The following is a 17,740-nucleotide window of genomic DNA, read 5'->3' as shown; positions in this document are numbered from 1 at the left end:
TCAAGTGCCCCCACTCGGGAAGGCCGTCGAGCGGCCCCACCCGCTCACCGGACTCGCCAAGAGCTGGATCGCGCTGTTCGGACTGGTGTTCGTCGTCGGTCGAGAGGTGGCGGAGAACGGCGTCGAGTCCGTTACCCAGTTCGGTCCGTTCGTGTGGTTCTTCGGGAGCCTGGCGCTCATCGGCGTGGTCCTGTCGGGCGCCTGGGGCGTGATCGAGTGGCGCACGACCACCTTCGTGGCCGACGACGATGAGTTCCGGATCGAGCGCAACTTCCTGTCGCGCGAGTCGAGCCGCATCAGCTACGCCAAGATCCAGTCGGTCGACATCGAGCGCTCACTCGTCGCCCGACTCCTGGGCCTGGCCAGCGTCCAGATCGACGTCGGCGGCGCCGGCGGCAAGAAGCTGGAGTACCTGGGCAGGGAACGCGCCGAGGCGCTGCGCGACCAACTCCTGGCGCGGATGCGCAGCCTCGCGCAGACGACGGGCGTCGCGATCCCGGCCGTGGCCGCGGAGGCGCCCGCCTCCCACGCTGCACCGCCCCCGCCGGGTGCCGCGCCAGTCGGTACGGACGGGAACCTGACCGGCCCCGACTTCCGCTTCCCCGATGTGCCCGCGACGGCGCAGCCCGCCGTCGGCACGCCCCCGACGCCGGTGGAGCAGGTGGTCACGATGCTGCCCACCACGCTTCTGCTCGGCGTCCTGGTCTCGTCGTTCCTGCCGTGGCTGCTCGGCGGCGTGGCGTTCCTCGTGGTCATGCTCGTGGTCGGCCAGGGGTTCAGCATCGCGGCCGTGGGTGGCGTCATCTTCGGTGTGGGTGGCTACCTGTGGTCCCAGCTGGTCAACAACTGGGACTTCACGCTGACGCGTGTCCCCGAGGGGCTGCACATCCGGCGCGGGTTGTTCACCAAGGTCTCCAGGAGCCTGAAGGCGGACCGGATCCAGGCCGTCTCCATCCACCAGGACTACCTGCAGCGCCTGACCGGGCTGTACCGGGTCCGGGTCACCGTGCTCGGGTTCGGCGGGATGGAGGAGGGCGGCGAGAAGAGCGACATCGTCCTGCCCTACGGGAACTGGGACGACGTGCGCCGGGTGCTGGGCGCGTTCTGGCCGGGCATCAACATCGACTCCATTCCCCTGAACGGTCAGCCGGACCGCGCCCGCTGGCTGACGCCGCTGGGGTTCAAGCGCCACCAGTGGGGCTTCGACCAGCACACGCTGGTGTCCCACCACGGCTGGCTGGACCACACGATCAGCCTGGTGCCGCACCGTCGCATGCAGTCGATCGGGATCCGGCAGGGGCCGCTGCAGCGCAAACTGCGGCTGGCCACCGTCGCCATCCACACCACCGACGGCCCCGTCGGCATGCAGATCTACCACCTGGACCCCGTCGACGCCCGCGAGCTGTTCGACTCCCAGGTGGAGAGAGCCCGCCTGGCCCGCGAACAACCCGGTGAGCCCGACTACCTGACGGCCCTGCCCGCCCCCGACGCCGCGACCCGCGCGTCCTGAGCGCACCAACCGGTGAGCTACGCCGCGCCCCCGCGGCCTGAGTGCACCAACCGCCGGCAAGAGTGGCGCTTGCGGGTCCGAACTCAGACCCGCAAGCGCCACCCTTGACAGGGGTCACGTGGCCGACGGTGCCGTCCCGCTACGCTTTGGGCCATGAGCAACATTCTTGGCATCGATGTCGGCGGTTCGGGGATCAAGGGCGCCCCGGTGAATCTGGACGCGGGCGACTTCGCGGCCGACAGGTTCAGGATCCCGACGCCGGAGAAGTCGACGCCCCAAAACGTGGCGAAGGTGATCGCCGAGATCATCGACCACTTCTCCGACACGCTCGGGGACTCACCGATCGGCCTCACCATCCCCGCCCCGGTGGTGCACGGCAAGGTGCTGTTCATCGCCAACCTGCACAAGTCCTGGGCAGGACTGGAGGCGGAGAAGTTCTTCAGCGACACCCTCGGACGCCACGTCACGCTGGTGAACGACGCCGACGCCGCCGGCCTCGCCGAGGTGCACTTCGGCGCGGCCAAGGGTCACCCGGGCCTGGTCATCATGACCACCTTGGGCACCGGGATCGGGTCGGCCATGATCTACCGGGGCGTGCTGATCCCCAACGCGGAACTGGGCCACCTCGAGATCGACGGCTACGACGCCGAGAAGCGGGCGGCGTCGTCGGTGAAGGACAAGGAGGGCCTGTCCTACGAGAAATGGGCCAAGCGACTGCAGCGCTACTACAGCCACGTCGAGATGTTGTTCTCACCCGACCTGTTCGTCGTCGGCGGCGGGGTCTCCCGCGACAGCGACCAGTTCCTGCCGCTGCTGAAGCTGCGCACCCCCATCGTGCCCGCGAAGATGCGCAACCGGGCGGGGATCATCGGCGCCGCCCTGGCTGCGCGCGAAGCCATCGTGCACCCCGACCCGATCCACACCGAGGACGTCGAGCAGACGCCCTCAATGGCCTCCCGAACCCAGCCGGACCCCGAGAAGCTCAGCTGAGCGCAGCCACTCACATCCGGTCGGGCGCCTCGATCCCCAGCAGACCGAGGCCGTCGGCCAGGACCACCTTGGTGGCAGCGCACATCGCCAGGCGCGACGAGCGGACGTCGCCCTCCGACCTGAGCACGGGACACTGCTCGTAGAACGCCGAGAACGCCCCGGCCAGTTCGTAGAGGTAACCGCACAGCTTGTGCGGTTGCAGGCTGACGGCCACCTCGTCGACGATCTCACCGAAGCGGCTCAGCAGCAGCGCGAGTTGCTGCTCGGCAGGCTCCTCCAGCACGACGACGGCCCCGTAGCCGATGTCCTCGGCCTCCGCCTTGCGCATGATCTGGCAGATGCGCGCGTGGGCGTACTGCAGATAGGGCCCGGTGTTGCCGGTGGTCTGGACCATGCGGTCGACGTCGAAGACGTAGTCCTTCTGCAGCCCGCTGGACAGGTCGGCGTACTTGATCGCGGCCAGGGCGATCGGCGGGGCCGCCACCTCCTCCGCAGCGTCCAACAGCGACGACAGGGTCGCGGCCGAGCCGTCGCGCGTCTTGAACGGCCTGCCGTCGCTGCCGAGCACCATCCCGTAGCCGACGTGCTGGGCCGTGACGTGGTCGGGCAGGAAGCCGGCCTTCCGGGCGGCGGCGAAGACCTGCGCGAAGTGGCCGGCCTGGCGAGCGTCGGTGACGTAGATGATGCGGTCGGCCCCCAGGTCCCGGACGCGACGGCGGATCGCGGCCAGGTCAGTGGTGGCGTAGCCGTAGCCACCGTCGCTCTTGCGGACGATCAGGGGGGCCTCGAACCCGTCGACGAACACGCACAGTGCCCCGTCGTCGACGACGGCCACGCCGGACTCCTCCAGTTCGCGCACCAGGACGGGGAGGTCGTCGTTGTAGGTGGACTCGCCGGCGAGGTCGTCGTCGGTCAGCTTCACACCGAGACGCTCGTAGGCCTCGTTGAAGGCGGGCTTGGAGATGTCCACGAGCTGCTGCCAGATGGCCAGGGACTGCTCGTCGCCGCTCTGGAACACCGCCACGCGGGCCCGTGCGCGGATGGCGAACTCGTCGTCCTCCCGGAAGCGCCCCGCCGCTCGCTTGTAGAGGGCGTCGGCCTCCGCGAGCGTGAGGGAGCCGGCGTCGATCCCTTCGTCGAGGACCTGCTCGATCAGCATGCCGAACTGCGTGCCCCAGTCCCCGATGTGGTTCTGCGGGATGACGGTGTTGCCCAGCGCGGACAGCACCCGGTTGAAGCAGTCGCCGATGATGGTGGTGCGCAGGTGGCCGACGTGCATCTGCTTGGCGACGTTGGGCGCCGAGTAGTCGATGACGACGCGCTGCGGGTGCGACGTGCGGTTCAGCCCGGCATCCGGGTCCTCCAGCAGGGCCGTGACCGCCTGCGCCAGGACGTCGACGCGGATGCGGAAGTTGATGAAGCCCGGCCCTGCGATCTCCAGGGGTTCGCAGAGGTCGGAGACGTCCAGGCGCCCGACGATCTCGGCCGCCACCTCGCGCGGCGGCCGACCCTCCTGCTTGGCCAGCCGCAGCGCCACGTTCGACTGGAAGTGCCCGAACTGGGGCTTCGTGGCCGGACGCATCTCGGGATCGACGCCGGTGACTTCTCGGACGCGATCGTCCAGCAGGGCAGGCAAGGATTGCATGCGCGTCATTCTTCCACGCCCGATCTGTTTGCCTGAACGGCTGGTCCGGACGGGCGCTCAGGGGCGGTGGAGATCGCGGATGGCGTCGCGGATCTGCTCCGCGAAGGCCCTCGCGCCCAGGCAGCGCAACTGCAGCACCGCGCCGGGGAGCACGACGTGGATGACGTTGCCAAACAGGCCACGCCGGACCGTCACCTCGATGACGTGGCGCAACTCGACGTCGAACTCCATCGGCCCGCTGCGCACGATCTTGTTGAGCGAGTTGGCCGCGAACCGGATGCGGTTGGAAGTCAACGTGACCTGCCCTCCCACCCAGAGGCCGCCGTAGAACCGGCGGAACCAGTCCCAGTCCACCGCTCCCTGCCCGGCGGGTACCCGTCTCCCCAAGGGCAGTGCCATTGCAGGCGAGAGCGCCAGCTCCGCCTCGACGATCAGGGCGTCCGCCAACTTGGTGGCGATCACCTGCTCCGACATGCAATCACCGTTCCCTCCACCCCAATCCTATGGCGGCATGCCCTCCGCGGACCCGAGAATCTGCCACCGGCGGGACGGCTGGCGCGCTCCGTTGCGGCTGCGGGAACTTTGCAGGGGGTGTTGAATGGGCTCCGACCCCGCAAGAAGGAGCCACCCGAAGACATGCCCACCCCTGAGCTCAAGACGTTCAACGACGGCCACACCATCCCCCAGATCGGGCTGGGGGTGTTCCAGATGACAAACGACGAGGCCAAGGCGGCCACGCTGACGGCGCTCGAGGCGGGCTACCGGCACATCGACACGGCTGCCATTTACCGCAACGAGCAGGGCGTGGGCCAGGCCATCGCGGAGTCGGGGCTGAGCCGCGACGAGGTGTTCGTCACCACGAAGCTGTGGAACAAGGCGCAGGGGCGCGAGAACGCACGCGTCGGCATCTCCCGGAGCCTGGAGAAGCTGGGACTCGACCACGTGGACCTGTTCCTGATCCACTGGCCCTGCCCCAAGCAGAACAAGTACGTCGAGTCCTGGGAGGCGCTGATCGACTTCCGTTCCGAGGGTCTGGCCACCAGCATCGGCGTGTCCAACTTCCTCGCCGAGCACCTGGACGCCATCGTCGACGAGACGGGGATCGTCCCGGTCATCAACCAGATCGAGCTGCACCCCACCTTCCAGCCCAACGACCTGATCAACCACACCTCGGACCTCGACGTCCGAATCGAGAGCTGGAGCCCGCTCGGGTCGGCGCAGGACCTGACGCACCCGCGCATCGTCGAGATCGCCGAGCAGCTCGACGCCACCCCGGCGCAGGTCATCATCGCGTGGCACCTGCACCGCAGTTTCGTGACGATCCCGAAGTCGAAGACGCCGGAGCGCATCGTGAGCAACTTCGCCGCCGTCGACCTCAAGCTCACCTCCGAGCACCTGGAGGCCATTGACGGGCTGGACACCGGGGTGCGCATCGGCGGCGACCCGGCCCTGATCGAACCGTCCTGATCGGGGTCCTGCCGGTTGCGCCGACGGCGAATTGCGCCGACAGGAATTGGATCAGGCCCCCGGGCGTTGATTGAATGGGTCCGTAGCGGCCTTTTCGCACTGGCCGCCAGGAGGCACGTTGATCACGGTTGAGGACCTGTACAAGGTCTACCGTCAGGGCAAGCGGGAGATCCGCGCGCTCGACGGTGTCTCGCTGACCGTGCCGTCCGGGTCCGTCCACGGCATCATTGGCCATTCCGGAGCGGGCAAGTCGACGCTGGTGCGCTGCCTGACGATGCTCGACCGCCCCACCTCCGGCACCATCGAGATCAACGGCATCGACCTCACCGCCGCCCGCGCCGACGCCCTGCGCAAGGCTCGTCGTCGCATCGGCCTGGTGTTCCAGCAGGCCAACCTCTTCGACTCGCGGACCATCGCCGACAACGTCGGATACCCCCTCGAGCTGATCGGCGTCGGGGCCAAGGACCGCAAGCGGAAGGTCGACGAACTGCTCGGGCTGGTCGGGCTGGGGGACTCCGGCAGCGCCTACCCGGCGCAGCTCTCCGGCGGGATGCGCCAGCGCGTCGGCATCGCCCGGGCCCTCGCGAGCGACCCGGACGTGCTCCTCTGCGACGAGCCCACGTCAGCCCTCGACCCCCGAACCACGGACGAGATCCTGGAGCTGATCCGGTCCCTGCGCGGCCGCGACGGTCTCGCCGTTCTGGTGATCACCCACGAGATGCACGTGGTCAAGTCCATCTGCGAATCCGTCTCGCTGCTGGATGCGGGCCGCATCGTCGAGTCCGGGGAACTGACCGACGTCGTGCGCCGCCTCGACGGCCGCCTCAGCCAGGCGCTGCTCGGTATCCCACCGCACACGGCTGAGTCCAACGTCGACGGCGTGCTGGTCGACGTCCTGTCCACCGGCGAGCACGCCACCCGGCCGGTGGTGGCGCACACGTCGAACGAGGTGGGCGCGGAGCTGAACATCCTCGCCGGGTCCGTCGAGCACCTCGCCGGCACCACGTTCTCGCACCTGCGGATCGCGGTGCCCACCGGCACCGACCCGCAGCGCGTCATCGACTCCCTCATCTCGCAGGGCGCCGACGCGCGGCTCACCAGTTCCCTGGCGTTCCCCACCGGAACGGAGGGACTGGAGTGATCGACTTCCTCAACCAGCTCTTCGGCAGCCCCGCCATCCAGAACGCCCTTGTCCCCGCACTGGTGGAGACGCTGCAGATGGTGGTGATCTCGTCGCTGGCGACGGTGGCCCTCGGCCTCCCGCTCGGTGTGATCCTCTACGTGGTGCAGCCCGGCGGGATGGCCGAGAACCGGACGGCGAACTTCATCCTGTCCGCCGTCGTGGTCAACATCACCCGGTCCTTCCCCTACGCCATCTTGATGGTGTCCCTGATCCCGTTCACGCGCTGGCTGGTGGGCACCGCCGTCGGCCCGCTGGCGGCCTGCGTCTCCCTGACCATCGCCGCTGTGCCGTTTTTCGCCCGTCTCGTGGAAACCGCCCTGCGCGACATCCACGTCGGCAAGATCGACGCCGCCCACGCCATGGGTTCGACGCGGCTGCAGACCATCACCAAGGTGCTGATCCCCGAAGCCATGCCCACGCTGGTGGCCGGGATCACGACGACGGTGGTCACCATCGTCGGCTACTCCGCAATGGCGGGGCTCATCGGCGGTGGCGGCCTTGGCCGGCTCGCCTACAACTACGGCTTCCAGCGCTACCAGGTGGACGTGATGGTGATCACGGTCATCGTCCTGATCGTCATGGTGCAGCTGATCCAGTTCGTCGGCGACCGGGTCAGCCGCGCCGTCGACCACCGCTAGGACTTCCCGGGACGTCCGGGAGCGGCCACACCCCGTGGCCACAGAAATTCGGTCAACTCGTCGTTGGCCCCAAGAAGTAAGGAAGAACCTGTGCGCAAGCTCAGCACCCTGATCGCAGTCTCCGCCGCAGCCGCACTCGCGCTGACGGCCTGCGGCGCGGACGCGGAACCCGAGTCCACCACCCAGCCCGAGGGCACCCTCACCACGCAGGCCGAGGGCGAGGTCTCGAAGGTCGTCGTCGGCGCAAGCCCTCTCCCCCACGCCAAGATCCTCGAGTTCGTGCAGAACGAACTCGCCGCGGACGCCGGCATCGAACTCGAGATCCGCGAGTTCGACGACTACGTCCTGCCCAACGAGGCGCTCGCCGCCGGAGACCTCGACGCCAACTACTTCCAGCACCTGCCGTACCTGGAGAACCAGATCGCGGAGAAGGGCTTCGAGTTCGAGCACGGCGAGGGCATCCACATCGAGCCGTTCGCGCTGTTCTCCGAGAAGCACGAGTCCGCCGACGCGGTGCCCGACGGCGCCACCGTCGCCATCACCAACGACCCGTCCAACCAGTACCGCGGCCTCAAGCTCCTCGAGGAGGCCGGCCTGCTGACCGGCATCAACGAGGAGGACGCCGTCCTGACGCTGACCGACGAGCAGAACCCGAAGGGTCTCGAGTTCGAGGAGAGCAACCCCGAGATCGTCGTGCAGCAGCTCAGCGACCCGGCCATCGACCTGGCCCTGATCAACGGCAACTTCATCCTCACCGCCGGTCTGAGCACCGACGAGGCCATCGCGGTGGAGGCTGTCGAGGGCAACCCGTACGCCAACCTCCTGGCCTGGCGCACCGACAACGAGAACCCCGGCGTCGAGATCCTCGACGAACTGCTGCACTCGCCTGAGGTGGCCGACTTCATCAAGCAGGAGTGGCCCTCCGGTGACGTGATCCCCGGCGAGAGCAACTGATCCCAGCTGGCGGGCACTGGCCCACGCCCAATCGGAAGGGGCCGTCGCACTCCTGTGCGGCGGCCCCTTCGTCACGCTTCCGGGCGGGTCAGCCCTCGAGGCCTGCCGCCGCCCGCAGAGCGGGATCCACCGGATCCTGCTGCGGCCGGCGGTTGGTGAACAGGTCCCATTCCATCTTGAGGTTGGCGAACTGCTCCCTCACCTGGCCACGGCTGTAGGCCACCGGGTGGCGCTCGCTGACCGAGACGTCGCCGACGCCCACGGCGTCGATCCCGATCTCGCGGCAGATGGTGAGCGCCCTTGCCAGGTGGTACTCCTGCGAGACGATGACCAGTTGCTCCACCCCGTAGACGTCGCGGGCGCGCACGCAGGAGTCGTAGGTGTCGAAGCCGGCCGGGTCGGTCACGATCCGGTCCGCCGGCACGCCACGACGGGTGAGGTAGTCGCGCATGACGTCGGTCTGGTGGTTGCCTGCGGCCGAACCGTCGCCGCTCACCAGGACCGCCCGGATCGTGTCCCGCTCCCACAGCTCGACGGCGAGGTCCAGCCGCGCGGCCAGGAAGGACGAAGGCCGGCCGTCGGGGTGGGCCAGTGCTCCCAGAACCATGGCCACAGGAGTTGCGGGCACGTCGGCGACGGTGTGGACGCGGCCCTGGGCGCCGGCTGCGGTGTGCCGGCTGCCGTGGACGACCATCCCCGCCAGCGCCGTGCCCGCGACGAGGCCCGCGATGGCCAGCACCCGCACCCAGCGCCAACGGCGTCGGGGCTGGGCCTTTGCTCTGCCGTCGCGCATCAGGCGCGGTTTGCCAGGTACCAACTGACGAGTGACTGGGTGGAGGAGTCCTGGTCCGCCAGCGCCTCGGCGTCACCGAAGACCGCCGGTGCGATCTCGAGCGCGAGCTTCTTGCCCAGTTCGACGCCCCACTGGTCGAAGGAGTCGATGCCCCAGACCACCCCCTGCACGAAGGTGATGTGTTCGTAGAGCGCGATGAGTTGCCCCACCACCGACGGCGTGAGCGCGGGGGCCATGATCGACGTCGTCGGCCGGTTCCCCTCGAAGACGCGCGCGGACACGATCTCCTCGGGCGTGCCCTCCGCGCGGACCTCGGCCTCGGTCTTGCCGAAGGCGAGGGCGGCGGTCTGCGCAAAGAAGTTGGCCAGGAAGAGCCCGTGGACGTCGGTCTCGCCGTCGAGGATGGGGTGAGCCGGGTTGGCGACGGCGATGAAGTCCGCGGGGATGAGTCGCGTGCCCTGGTGGATCAGCTGGTAGAACGCGTGCTGGCCGTTGGTGCCGGGCTCGCCCCAGAAGATCTCGCCGGTGTGGCTGGTGACGGGGGTGCCGTCGGAGCGGACCGATTTGCCGTTGGACTCCATGGTCAGCTGCTGCAGGTAGGCCGCGAAGCGGTGCAGGTACTGCGCGTACGGGAGCACGGCGTGGCTGTGGGCGTCGAAGAAGTTGACGTACCAGACGTTGAGCAGGCCCATCAACAGCGGTACGTTGGAGGCCGGCTCCGCGGTGCGGAAGTGCTCGTCGACGGCGTGGAAGCCGGCGAGGAAGTCGCGGAAGCCGTCGGGGCCGATAGCGATCGCAACCGGCAGGCCAACCGCGGAGTCGACGGAGTATCTGCCGCCCACCCAGTTCCAGAAGCCGAAGGCGTTGGCCGGGTCGATCCCGAACTCGGCGACCTTGTCCAGCGCCGTCGAGACCGCGACGAAGTGCTTGGCCACGGCGTCGGACGAACTGGCCTCACCGACGTCGATGGCGCCGGCGTCGGCAAGTCGTCGCAACAGCCACTCACGGGCCATGCGGGCGTTGGTGAGCGTCTCCAGCGTCGTGAACGTCTTGGAGGCGACGATGAACAGGGTCGTCTCCGGGTCGAGATCGGCCGTCGTCTCGAACACGTCGGCGGGGTCGATGTTGGAGATGAACCGGCACTCCAGGCCCTCCTGCCTGTAGGGCAGCAGCGCCTCGTAGACCATCACGGGGCCGAGGTCCGAGCCACCGATGCCGATGTTGACCACCGTCTCGATGCGCTTGCCGGTCACACCCACCCACTCGCCGGAACGCACCTTGTCGGCGAAGGCGAACATTCGATCGAGCACCTCGTGCACGTCGGCGACGACGTCCTGGCCGTCCACCTCCAGCTGGGCATCGCTGGGCAGCCGCAGCGCGGTGTGCAGCACGGCGCGGTCCTCGGTGACGTTGATGTGCTCACCGGCGAACATGGCGTCGCGCCGGCCCGGGACGTCGACCTGCTCGGCCAGGCGCAGGAGCGCGGCCACGACGTCGTGGTTGATGAGGTTCTTCGAGAGGTCGACGTGGAGGTCCGCCAGTTGGAACGAGAACTCGGAGGCCCGCTTCGGTTCTGCGGCGAACCACGCGCGCAGGTCGGGCTTGAGGTCCTGCTTGAGCTGGGTGAGCTCTTCCCAGGCGGGGGTGGTGGTGGCGTCTACCGGCGACTTGGTCATGACGCCAGCCTATCCGGGCTGCGGGCAGCCTGGCCCCCCAACCGGCACGAGCCTTGCCTCCGCGCAGCCGCTCGCTCGGCCCTGGCCGGGCGTCGAGCGTCGCCGCCTCCCTCGGTTCACCAGCCCTCCCGCGCGTTGACCAGCCCTCCCGTCGGTTGACCAGCCCTCCCGCGCGTCGACCAGCCATCGCGTCGGTTGACCAGCCCTCCCGCGCGTCGACCAGCCCTCCCGTCGGTTCACCAGCCCTTCCTCGCGTCGACCAGCGATAACCGTCGACACCAGCCGTACAAGGCTGGTGGCAAGCAACAACGCTGGTCAACGCCCAGAGAAACCCACGCCAGAACGCCCGACGAAGCAACCGCACCCACCTCGCCCGAACCTCCACGCGCGTCGACCAGCCCTCCCCCCGGTTGACCAGCCCTCCCGTCGGTCCACCAGCCCTCCCGCGCGTCGACCAGCGATATCCGTCGACACCAGCCGTACACGGCTGGTCGCCAGCAACAACGCTGGTAAACGGAGGGAGCACCTCACCTAGAGGTCTTCTCGCAGAGCGCGACCCGTCGTTTCACCGCCCGCTCACCGAGGAGGGTCAGGCGGAGGCGCGAACGCCCTGCTTCCGCATGGTCCGAAGGATTCGCTGGGCCAGTGCGTCGCCGTTCCACATGAGATCCCAATCCCACCGCACCACCCAGTATCCCGCCTCACGGATTGCTTCCTCTCGACGCTTCTCCTGCTTCATCGCCATCTCGGGCGTCTGGCCGGGCCTGAGCAGTTGTGCGTACTTGCCCATGCCGTCGCATTCGCCCACGATGCCCAGTGCCGGCCAACCGAAGTCGCATCGAGCCACCCACTCGCCGCCCTGGTCGTACACCTCGAACTGCGACACAGGTTTCGGAACGCCATAGCGCGCGAACTGCACACGACTGATGGATTCTGCGGGCGATTCGGCCAAGCCGTCGGCGAATGCGACCGCCAACCGAGCCTTGGGCAGACCCTTGAGGCGCGGGTGCATCTTCACCGAGTCTCTGAGCGCGTCGCGGGAAACACCAAGCCGCAGGGCGGCGTCGCAGGCTGCAACCCCCCATGCGTAGTGCTGCGTCCTGGACAAGTCGATGGCAGTCCTTGCGGCAGTCGTGACCGGCAATTCGTCGATCGTGGTCACTTCCTCGTCAGTAATCCTGGTATTGCGAACGCGCAGCGTGGCTGAGGTGTCGGTATGTCCAGCGGTCCGGCGGATCATGGTGACGCGCGTCAACCCATCCCGAGAGACGGGCAATCCATGCAACAGCGCAGCCGACTCATGACTGAGCACGTTTCCGGGGTGGACGTCGGGCATGGTGGCGAGGATCAACCGGAGGTGGCTCTCCTCCGGCGTGAGATCCGGGGCTGTTCCGTAGATGCCTCGTCGGATGCGTGTGAGTTGTCCCTGTCTCATCCGGGACACGACGTCGGAGTAGGTCAGGCCGCCGGCCATCAGTTCTGCGTAGCGAAGGTGCGCTTCCGTAGTGAGGTCCATGAAAGAACTACAACCCAGCATCTGGGCCAACCACAACGGCACCCTGCATATCTGTGGATAACTCTGGCTTCCATGGTTCTGGCGTCGCCGAGGACTCTGCTCCCGTGCATTGAAGGGACGGTTGTAGAGCAACCGGGTCCGATCGCGACAAGCCCCACTTCACTGGAGCCACCCCGATGACGATCTCGGCACATAGCCGAGTGGTTGACCAGCGATATCCGTCGCCACCAGCCTTCTATGGCTGGTGCCGAGCAACAACGCTGGTCAACCGCCCGGAGGGCTGGTCAACCGCCCGGAGCGCTGGTCAACCGCCCGGAGCGCTGGTCAACCGCCCGGAGGGCTGGTCAACCGCCCGGAGGGCTGGTCAACCGCCAACAACGCTGGTCAACCGCCAACAACGCTGGTCAACCGCCGAGAGCGCTGGTCAACGCGAAGGGTCAGCGGACGCTGATGTGCACGTGGTCGTAGTGGTTGGCGGTGGCGGATCCGCGGTCCGACATCCCTCGCCAGCCATCACCGGAGCGCTGGGTGGTCCAGATCTTCTGCGCGTAGATGACCTCGATCACTCCCAGCTGGCCAGCGTTGGCACGGACCCAGTTGGCCACATCCCAGCCGGCCTCGCCGGACACCATCACGTCGATCGCACGACCGGAGGAGTGGTAGCTTCCCCCGCCCGAGCGGTAGCCGCCGAAGCTGGTCAGGCTCGGGAAGGCGTTGCAGACCGCGCGCAAGGTCTGGGTGGCGTTGTCGGTGAGACCGGATTCGGCACCGCTGGCGCGACTGCAGGCGGAGGTGTCGATTCCGGAGTTCGCACCGCTGGAACCTGATTCAGACTCGCTCGCACGCTCGGGTTCGACGACGGGTTCAGGTTCCTCATCGGAGAGGTAGGCGGCCTTGATCCAACCGGCCTCGCCGGAGAGGCGCACCTGCTGCCAGCCGTCGACGGTCTCGTCGGTGGCCGTCACTTCAGCGCCCGCGGCGAGGCTGGTGAACGCCTCGTGGCTGGTATCCGGCCCGGTCCTGACGTTCACGCCCGCCGTTGTCCAAAGCGATCCGATGCTCTCACCGAGCACACTGAAATCCTCCGCCGGCGCTGGCGCCGGGGTGGGGGCGACGCTGACGGTGGGCGTCGGCTCGGGCGTGGGAGTGGGCGACGGCGCCACCGTGTCGGGGGATGGGGTGGGTGACGCCGTCGCGGCTGGGGGGGTGGTGCTGGGCACCACGGATGGGGAGGGAACGCTCGAAGCACTCGCCGACGGCGCGGGCGACGGACCGGCGGTGGGCACGTCGACGACGGGCTCCCGCGTGCGTTCCCGACTCACGCCGAGGTCCACCTGGGCCTGGTGCATGGGGTCAGTCACGCTGGTCCCGGAACCCTGCGTGGGCAGGAACGTCATGAGCGCCGAAGCGACCAGCACCCCGACGACGGCGACCGGCGCCACGGTCTTGCGGACGAAGGGCCGCAGGCCAGCACGCTCGTCGAGGTGCCGAGGCGCGACGTCCTCGTGCGTCACCTCAACGGCGGGTTCAGCGGATGCACGGCGGGGGCCTGTCACAAGCGCTCCCTTTCTGAGAAATTACCAAGGAACTCTCAGGTTACTCCCAGAAACGGGGAGAGACAACCTGACCCCCCTCCCAAAACCCTGGCTCCTTGCGTTAATGTTCTCCGGTAATCCGAGGACGGAGACAGAGTTGTTGAACGCACTGGTGCGCGCCCTGGTCCTGTGCCTGGCCATCGTCGGCCAGCTGGCCGTTGCGAGCGCGTCCGCGGGCGCAGCTGAACCCACCACGGTCACCGCAGCTGCGGAGCCCGACGGCGACCTCTTGGTGGTATCGGGGCAAGTGACCAGCCGCGGCAAGGGTGTCAAGAACGCAGACGTCGGCATCGCCGTCGGCGCCGTGTCCTCCGCGGCACGCACGGACAACGACGGCCTGTTCATCACCGCACTGCCCCTTCCGGACCCCACGCTCAGCCACCGTATCCAGGTGACGTTCGGGGGGCGGGGCAACCTGGCGCCCGCCAGCGTCGAGCTCGTGCTGCCCGGGACGCCAGCCGATCTCTCCCCGGAAGCGGTTCCGATGGCGGCGAAGGCCGCGCCGCCACCCCAGGCCGCGACGGCCGGCAAACCCGCCGCCACCGCGTCCCCCGAACCGATGGCCGACTCGCGCGCAGCCTCGGCCATCGAGGCGACGGCGAGCCGCACGTCCCTGGAACCGGGCGAAGTCCTGACTCTCACCGGGTCCCTCACCGCCGACGGTGCGCCCCTGCCCGCAAGCGAGGTCCAGGTCTGGCTGGGCGGGCAGGAACACACCGACTCCCTGACGTTCACCGGCGACGACGGCTCCTTCTCAACCTTCCTCGAGGTGCCCCTCGAGCAGTCCCCCGGTGAGACCGAAGCGGTCGTGAGGTTCCCGGGCGGGGACAGCCACCTGGGCAGCGAGTCGACCGTGACGCTCACCATCGAGGCTCCCGCACCCGAGCCGACTGCGGAACCCGAGCCCAGCGTCAGCGAGGCACCCACGACCCAGGCATCTGCTGAAGTCGCCACAGCAGTTGGAGAGGCCGGCGACGAGCCGGCTGATTCCGACCAGGTCCAGGAGGATTCCGACGCGGGCACGCCTGCCGATCAGCCGTCGGCCCCGATGGCCTGGTTCTGGCTCGCGGCGGTAGTGGTTGGCGGATCGGCCATCCTGGTGACGATCGCGCTCCTGATGCGACGCAACACCGCCCGCGGGGAGCAGCGAGACGTTGAGGACGGCGTCGGTCCGCTCACCTTCCTCGACGACGACCCCGACGACCTCGGCGATGGCGACGGCTGGGACGACAACGACCCGACCGAGGAGTTCTTCACAGATCAGGGCGACTGGGACGCCGACGACACCGCAACCGCCGGCCCGGCGGAGACAGTCTCCGGACGCACCGCATCGGCTGGCCCGACGCTGTCGATCTACCGGGACGGTCCCCCACCCGTGGAGCATCAGCCCCGGCGCTCCTGGAGCGGTGAGGACTGACTCCCGAGCACCGGCCTAGTCGGCCGGGTGCTGCTCGGAGGCCTCTGCCTGCTCCGCCTGGCGCGCCGCCAGTCGCGCTTTGCGCTCCGCCTCCCGGGTGGCCCTGGCGACGCGCTGTTCCGCCGCCTTCTCCTCGCGCTTCTGCACCTGAATGAACGAGGCGCTCCGGTCACGAAGCGCACCGAGGTCACCACCGCTGAGCGCGTCGCCCAGCAACGTCGCATCGACGCAGACCGCTGGCGCACCCACCTTGAGCCACTCGCCCGCGGCGAACGCCCCCACCCCGCCCCGCGGGACCACTTTGTCCGCAAGCCCCATGGTGGCCAGGTGCTTGGCCATGACGTGACCCACGACGTCAGCGGGAAACAGCATGGCACCCGCGAAACCGAGGTCGAGAACGCGACGGATCTCGCTGGGGGTCATCGCCTGCGCGTAGGCGGTGACGCCTGCGTCGACGGCCGCGCGAGCACCCTCGGGGTGCGGCAGGTCGAACAGGGCGAAGCTGCCACCAGCGGCCACCAACCGACCAACGTGTTCCGGACCGCGAACGCCGTGCGCCCCGAATCGGGCGCGCGCGGAGAAGATCTCGACGACCTCCTCCAGGTCCGCGCCGGCAGCCGGGAGGGCGAAGTTCCTGAACCCCTCCTGGATCAGCACCTCGACGGCTCCGACGTGCTCATCCACGTCGACGTCGTCGAGGCAGACAACCAGGCCCTTCAAGGCTGTTTCGCTGGACATGTGCCCAATAATGCCGCCCCGGCGCCGCAAGCACATCTTCGGCCGCCGACGGTCAGCGACCGGACCCGTACCCAACGGCCACGAAACCCGGCGCTCGGCCCATATCCTTCCCGCATGGCACAACTCACGCGCACCCAGCGGCTGGACCGCCTGCCCTACACGAAGAAGCACAACCAACTGCTCTTCGGCTCCGGCGTCGGGTGGGCACTCGATGCGATGGACATCGGCCTGATCTCGTTCATCATGGCCGCGCTGGCCAGCGAGTGGAGCCTGGACAACACCCAGTTGTCCTGGATCGGGTCGATCGGCTTCGTCGGCATGGCCATCGGGGCGAGCCTCGGCGGGTTGCTCGCCGACAGGATCGGTCGCCGACAGGTCTTCGCGCTGACGATGTTGATCTACGGCATTGCCACCGGGCTCTCAGCCCTCAGCACTGGCCTGGCGGTACTCATCATCTTCCGCTTCATCGTGGGCCTCGGCCTCGGTGCGGAACTGCCGATCGCCTCCACCCTCGTCAGCGAGTACGCACCGAAGAAGATCCGGGGTCGCATCGTCGTGGCGCTCGAGTCCTTCTGGGCCGTCGGTTGGCTGGCAGCCGCGTGCATCGGCTACTTCATGGTCCCGAACGTGGACAACGGGTGGCGCTGGGCACTGGTGCTCGGCGCGGTGCCCGCCGTCTGGGCACTGGTGGTGCGTTACGGGCTGCCGGAGTCCGTGCGCTTCCTCGAGTCGAAGGACAGGCACGCCGAGGCTGAGGCAGCCGTGCTCGAGTTCGAGAAGTCGGCGGGCGCGATTACACCGGCGGACGAGCAGGCACCCGAGGTCTTCGAGAAGGCACGCAAGGTGCCGTATCGGGACTTGTGGAGTTCCAGGTTCCGCCGCTCCACCGTCGCGCTCTGGCTGACCTGGTTCGGAGTCAACTTCGCCTACTACGGCGCCTTCATCTGGCTGCCCACGCTGCTGAACCAGAACGGGATGACCCTGGTCAAGAGCTTCGAGTTCACCCTCTTCATGACCCTCGCCCAGTTGCCCGGTTACTTCGCAGCAGCGGTCCTGGTGGAGGTCTGGGGCCGACGAGCGACCCTGGCCACCTTCCTCGCGGGCTCTGCTCTGGGCGCGGTCCTGTTCGGGCTGGCGCCGCAGATCTCCGATGCTCTCGCACCGGGTGACGAAGGCGCTGCCTATGCGCTTACGCTGGCTTTCGGATGCACCCTTTCCTTCTTCAACCTGGGGGCTTGGGGGGCGCTTTATGCGGTCACTCCGGAGGTATATCCGACCACGGTGCGTGCGTCCGGTGCGGGAGCCGCCACGGCATTCGGCCGGATCGCTGCAATGCTGGCCCCACTACTGGTCCCGGCGCTGTTCGGGGTCGGTGGGCTTCCTGTTCTGTTCATCATTTTCGGTGGAATGTTCATCATGGCAATGATCGCCGCAATATTCCTACCTGAATATCAGGGGGAGACTCTCGACGAGGTGTGATTCCCAAGTGGAACATTGACGGCTCTTCACAAAGCAGGGTGTAGTGGGTTCGGCGCGTCGTTGAGGGGGTAGGGGTCGAGGCCTCCCGATGATGGAAGTTCTCACACTGCCCATCTGGAAGACCTCGACGTGCCTGATG

At 68.2% G+C, this 17,740-nt stretch carries 15 protein-coding genes; 8 read left to right on the top strand and 7 right to left on the bottom strand.

All coding sequences use genetic code 11. The features are described from left to right. Positions 1-4 precede the first annotated feature (4 nt). Positions 5-1,510 carry a PH domain-containing protein gene (locus LKO27_RS12580; protein ID WP_227737865.1) on the top strand — a complete coding sequence of 502 codons (1,506 nt, stop codon included), beginning with the start codon at positions 5-7 and terminating at the stop codon, positions 1,508-1,510. Positions 1,511-1,663: 153 nt separating this feature from the next. Beyond that, positions 1,664-2,500 (top strand): polyphosphate--glucose phosphotransferase, encoded by an 837-nt coding sequence (gene ppgK / locus LKO27_RS12575; RefSeq protein WP_227737864.1) that lies wholly within the window; start codon positions 1,664-1,666, stop codon positions 2,498-2,500. Between the two features lie 10 nt (positions 2,501-2,510). On the opposite strand, the gene argS is transcribed toward ppgK, so the two are convergent. After that, complete coding sequence (gene argS, locus LKO27_RS12570) at positions 2,511-4,145, bottom strand: arginine--tRNA ligase (protein ID WP_227737863.1); 1,635 nt, start codon at positions 4,143-4,145, stop codon at positions 2,511-2,513. A 57-nt stretch (positions 4,146-4,202) separates the two neighbouring features. Beyond that, positions 4,203-4,619 (bottom strand): hypothetical protein, encoded by a 417-nt coding sequence (locus LKO27_RS12565; RefSeq protein ID WP_227737862.1) that lies wholly within the window; start codon positions 4,617-4,619, stop codon positions 4,203-4,205. 162 nt (positions 4,620-4,781) lie between these two features. Between LKO27_RS12565 and LKO27_RS12560 the strand changes: the two genes are divergently transcribed. The 4 genes from LKO27_RS12560 to LKO27_RS12545 all read left to right on the top strand — a co-directional run bounded on the left by LKO27_RS12560 (position 4,782) and on the right by LKO27_RS12545 (position 8,387). Next, on the top strand, positions 4,782-5,612 hold the full coding sequence (locus LKO27_RS12560) for an aldo/keto reductase (RefSeq protein ID WP_227737861.1): 831 nt from the start codon (positions 4,782-4,784) through the stop codon (positions 5,610-5,612). A 118-nt stretch (positions 5,613-5,730) separates the two neighbouring features. Continuing rightward, positions 5,731-6,753 (top strand): methionine ABC transporter ATP-binding protein, encoded by a 1,023-nt coding sequence (locus LKO27_RS12555; RefSeq protein ID WP_227737860.1) that lies wholly within the window; start codon positions 5,731-5,733, stop codon positions 6,751-6,753. Then, on the top strand, positions 6,750-7,433 hold the full coding sequence (locus LKO27_RS12550) for a methionine ABC transporter permease (protein ID WP_227737859.1): 684 nt from the start codon (positions 6,750-6,752) through the stop codon (positions 7,431-7,433). Before LKO27_RS12555 ends, LKO27_RS12550 begins: the two co-directional genes overlap by 4 nt. Positions 7,434-7,523: 90 nt before the next feature. Continuing rightward, entirely contained in the window at positions 7,524-8,387 is an 864-nt protein-coding gene (locus LKO27_RS12545) for a MetQ/NlpA family ABC transporter substrate-binding protein (protein ID WP_227737858.1), read from the top strand. 88 nt (positions 8,388-8,475) lie between these two features. On the opposite strand, the gene LKO27_RS12540 is transcribed toward LKO27_RS12545, so the two are convergent. The 4 genes from LKO27_RS12540 to LKO27_RS12525 all read right to left on the bottom strand — a co-directional run bounded on the left by LKO27_RS12540 (position 8,476) and on the right by LKO27_RS12525 (position 13,928). Then, a complete protein-coding gene (locus LKO27_RS12540) occupies positions 8,476-9,180 on the bottom strand; it encodes a vancomycin high temperature exclusion protein (RefSeq protein ID WP_227737857.1) in 705 nt (234 codons plus the stop codon). After that, a complete protein-coding gene (gene pgi / locus LKO27_RS12535; RefSeq protein ID WP_227737856.1) occupies positions 9,180-10,856 on the bottom strand; it encodes a glucose-6-phosphate isomerase in 1,677 nt (558 codons plus the stop codon). The genes LKO27_RS12540 and pgi overlap by 1 nt, the downstream gene beginning before the upstream one ends. Before the next feature lie 589 nt (positions 10,857-11,445). Continuing rightward, positions 11,446-12,372 (bottom strand): hypothetical protein, encoded by a 927-nt coding sequence (locus LKO27_RS12530; RefSeq protein WP_227737855.1) that lies wholly within the window; start codon positions 12,370-12,372, stop codon positions 11,446-11,448. 437 nt (positions 12,373-12,809) lie between these two features. Then, positions 12,810-13,928: an SH3 domain-containing protein gene (locus LKO27_RS12525; protein ID WP_227737854.1), complete on the bottom strand. Its 1,119-nt coding sequence runs from the start codon at positions 13,926-13,928 to the stop codon at positions 12,810-12,812. Positions 13,929-14,064: 136 nt separating this feature from the next. Between LKO27_RS12525 and LKO27_RS12520 the strand changes: the two genes are divergently transcribed. Next, the gene (locus tag LKO27_RS12520) at positions 14,065-15,384 is read left to right on the top strand and encodes a hypothetical protein (protein ID WP_227737853.1); all 1,320 of its coding nucleotides are present in this window, start codon (positions 14,065-14,067) and stop codon (positions 15,382-15,384) included. A gap of 15 nt (positions 15,385-15,399) precedes the next feature. On the opposite strand, the gene LKO27_RS12515 is transcribed toward LKO27_RS12520, so the two are convergent. After that, entirely contained in the window at positions 15,400-16,122 is a 723-nt protein-coding gene (locus LKO27_RS12515) for a bifunctional 4-hydroxy-2-oxoglutarate aldolase/2-dehydro-3-deoxy-phosphogluconate aldolase (protein ID WP_227737852.1), read from the bottom strand. Positions 16,123-16,236: 114 nt separating this feature from the next. On the opposite strand from LKO27_RS12515, the gene LKO27_RS12510 reads away from it, so the two are divergent. Then, on the top strand, positions 16,237-17,601 hold the full coding sequence (locus LKO27_RS12510) for an MFS transporter (protein ID WP_227737851.1): 1,365 nt from the start codon (positions 16,237-16,239) through the stop codon (positions 17,599-17,601). The last annotated feature ends 139 nt before the right edge of the window (positions 17,602-17,740 follow it).

Origin of the sequence: Tessaracoccus sp. OS52 (assembly GCF_020687685.1) — a bacterium.
GTDB lineage: Bacteria > Actinomycetota > Actinomycetes > Propionibacteriales > Propionibacteriaceae > Arachnia.
Note: the sequence above shows the minus strand (reverse complement) of the source record. Positions and strands in the feature narration are given on the sequence as shown.

What these genes read in the sequence shown, in the direction of transcription:
- pgi (WP_227737856.1), bottom strand. Translation starts at nt 10,856, where the DNA reads ATGACCAAGTCGCCGGTAGACGCCACCACCACCCCCGCCTGGGAAGAG.
- LKO27_RS12530 (WP_227737855.1), bottom strand. Translation starts at nt 12,372, where the DNA reads ATGGACCTCACTACGGAAGCGCACCTTCGCTACGCAGAACTGATGGCC.
- ppgK (WP_227737864.1), top strand. Translation starts at nt 1,664, where the DNA reads ATGAGCAACATTCTTGGCATCGATGTCGGCGGTTCGGGGATCAAGGGC.
- LKO27_RS12560 (WP_227737861.1), top strand. Translation starts at nt 4,782, where the DNA reads ATGCCCACCCCTGAGCTCAAGACGTTCAACGACGGCCACACCATCCCC.
- argS (WP_227737863.1), bottom strand. Translation starts at nt 4,145, where the DNA reads ATGCAATCCTTGCCTGCCCTGCTGGACGATCGCGTCCGAGAAGTCACC.
- LKO27_RS12515 (WP_227737852.1), bottom strand. Translation starts at nt 16,122, where the DNA reads ATGTCCAGCGAAACAGCCTTGAAGGGCCTGGTTGTCTGCCTCGACGAC.
- LKO27_RS12510 (WP_227737851.1), top strand. Translation starts at nt 16,237, where the DNA reads ATGGCACAACTCACGCGCACCCAGCGGCTGGACCGCCTGCCCTACACG.
- LKO27_RS12565 (WP_227737862.1), bottom strand. Translation starts at nt 4,619, where the DNA reads ATGTCGGAGCAGGTGATCGCCACCAAGTTGGCGGACGCCCTGATCGTC.
- LKO27_RS12540 (WP_227737857.1), bottom strand. Translation starts at nt 9,180, where the DNA reads ATGCGCGACGGCAGAGCAAAGGCCCAGCCCCGACGCCGTTGGCGCTGG.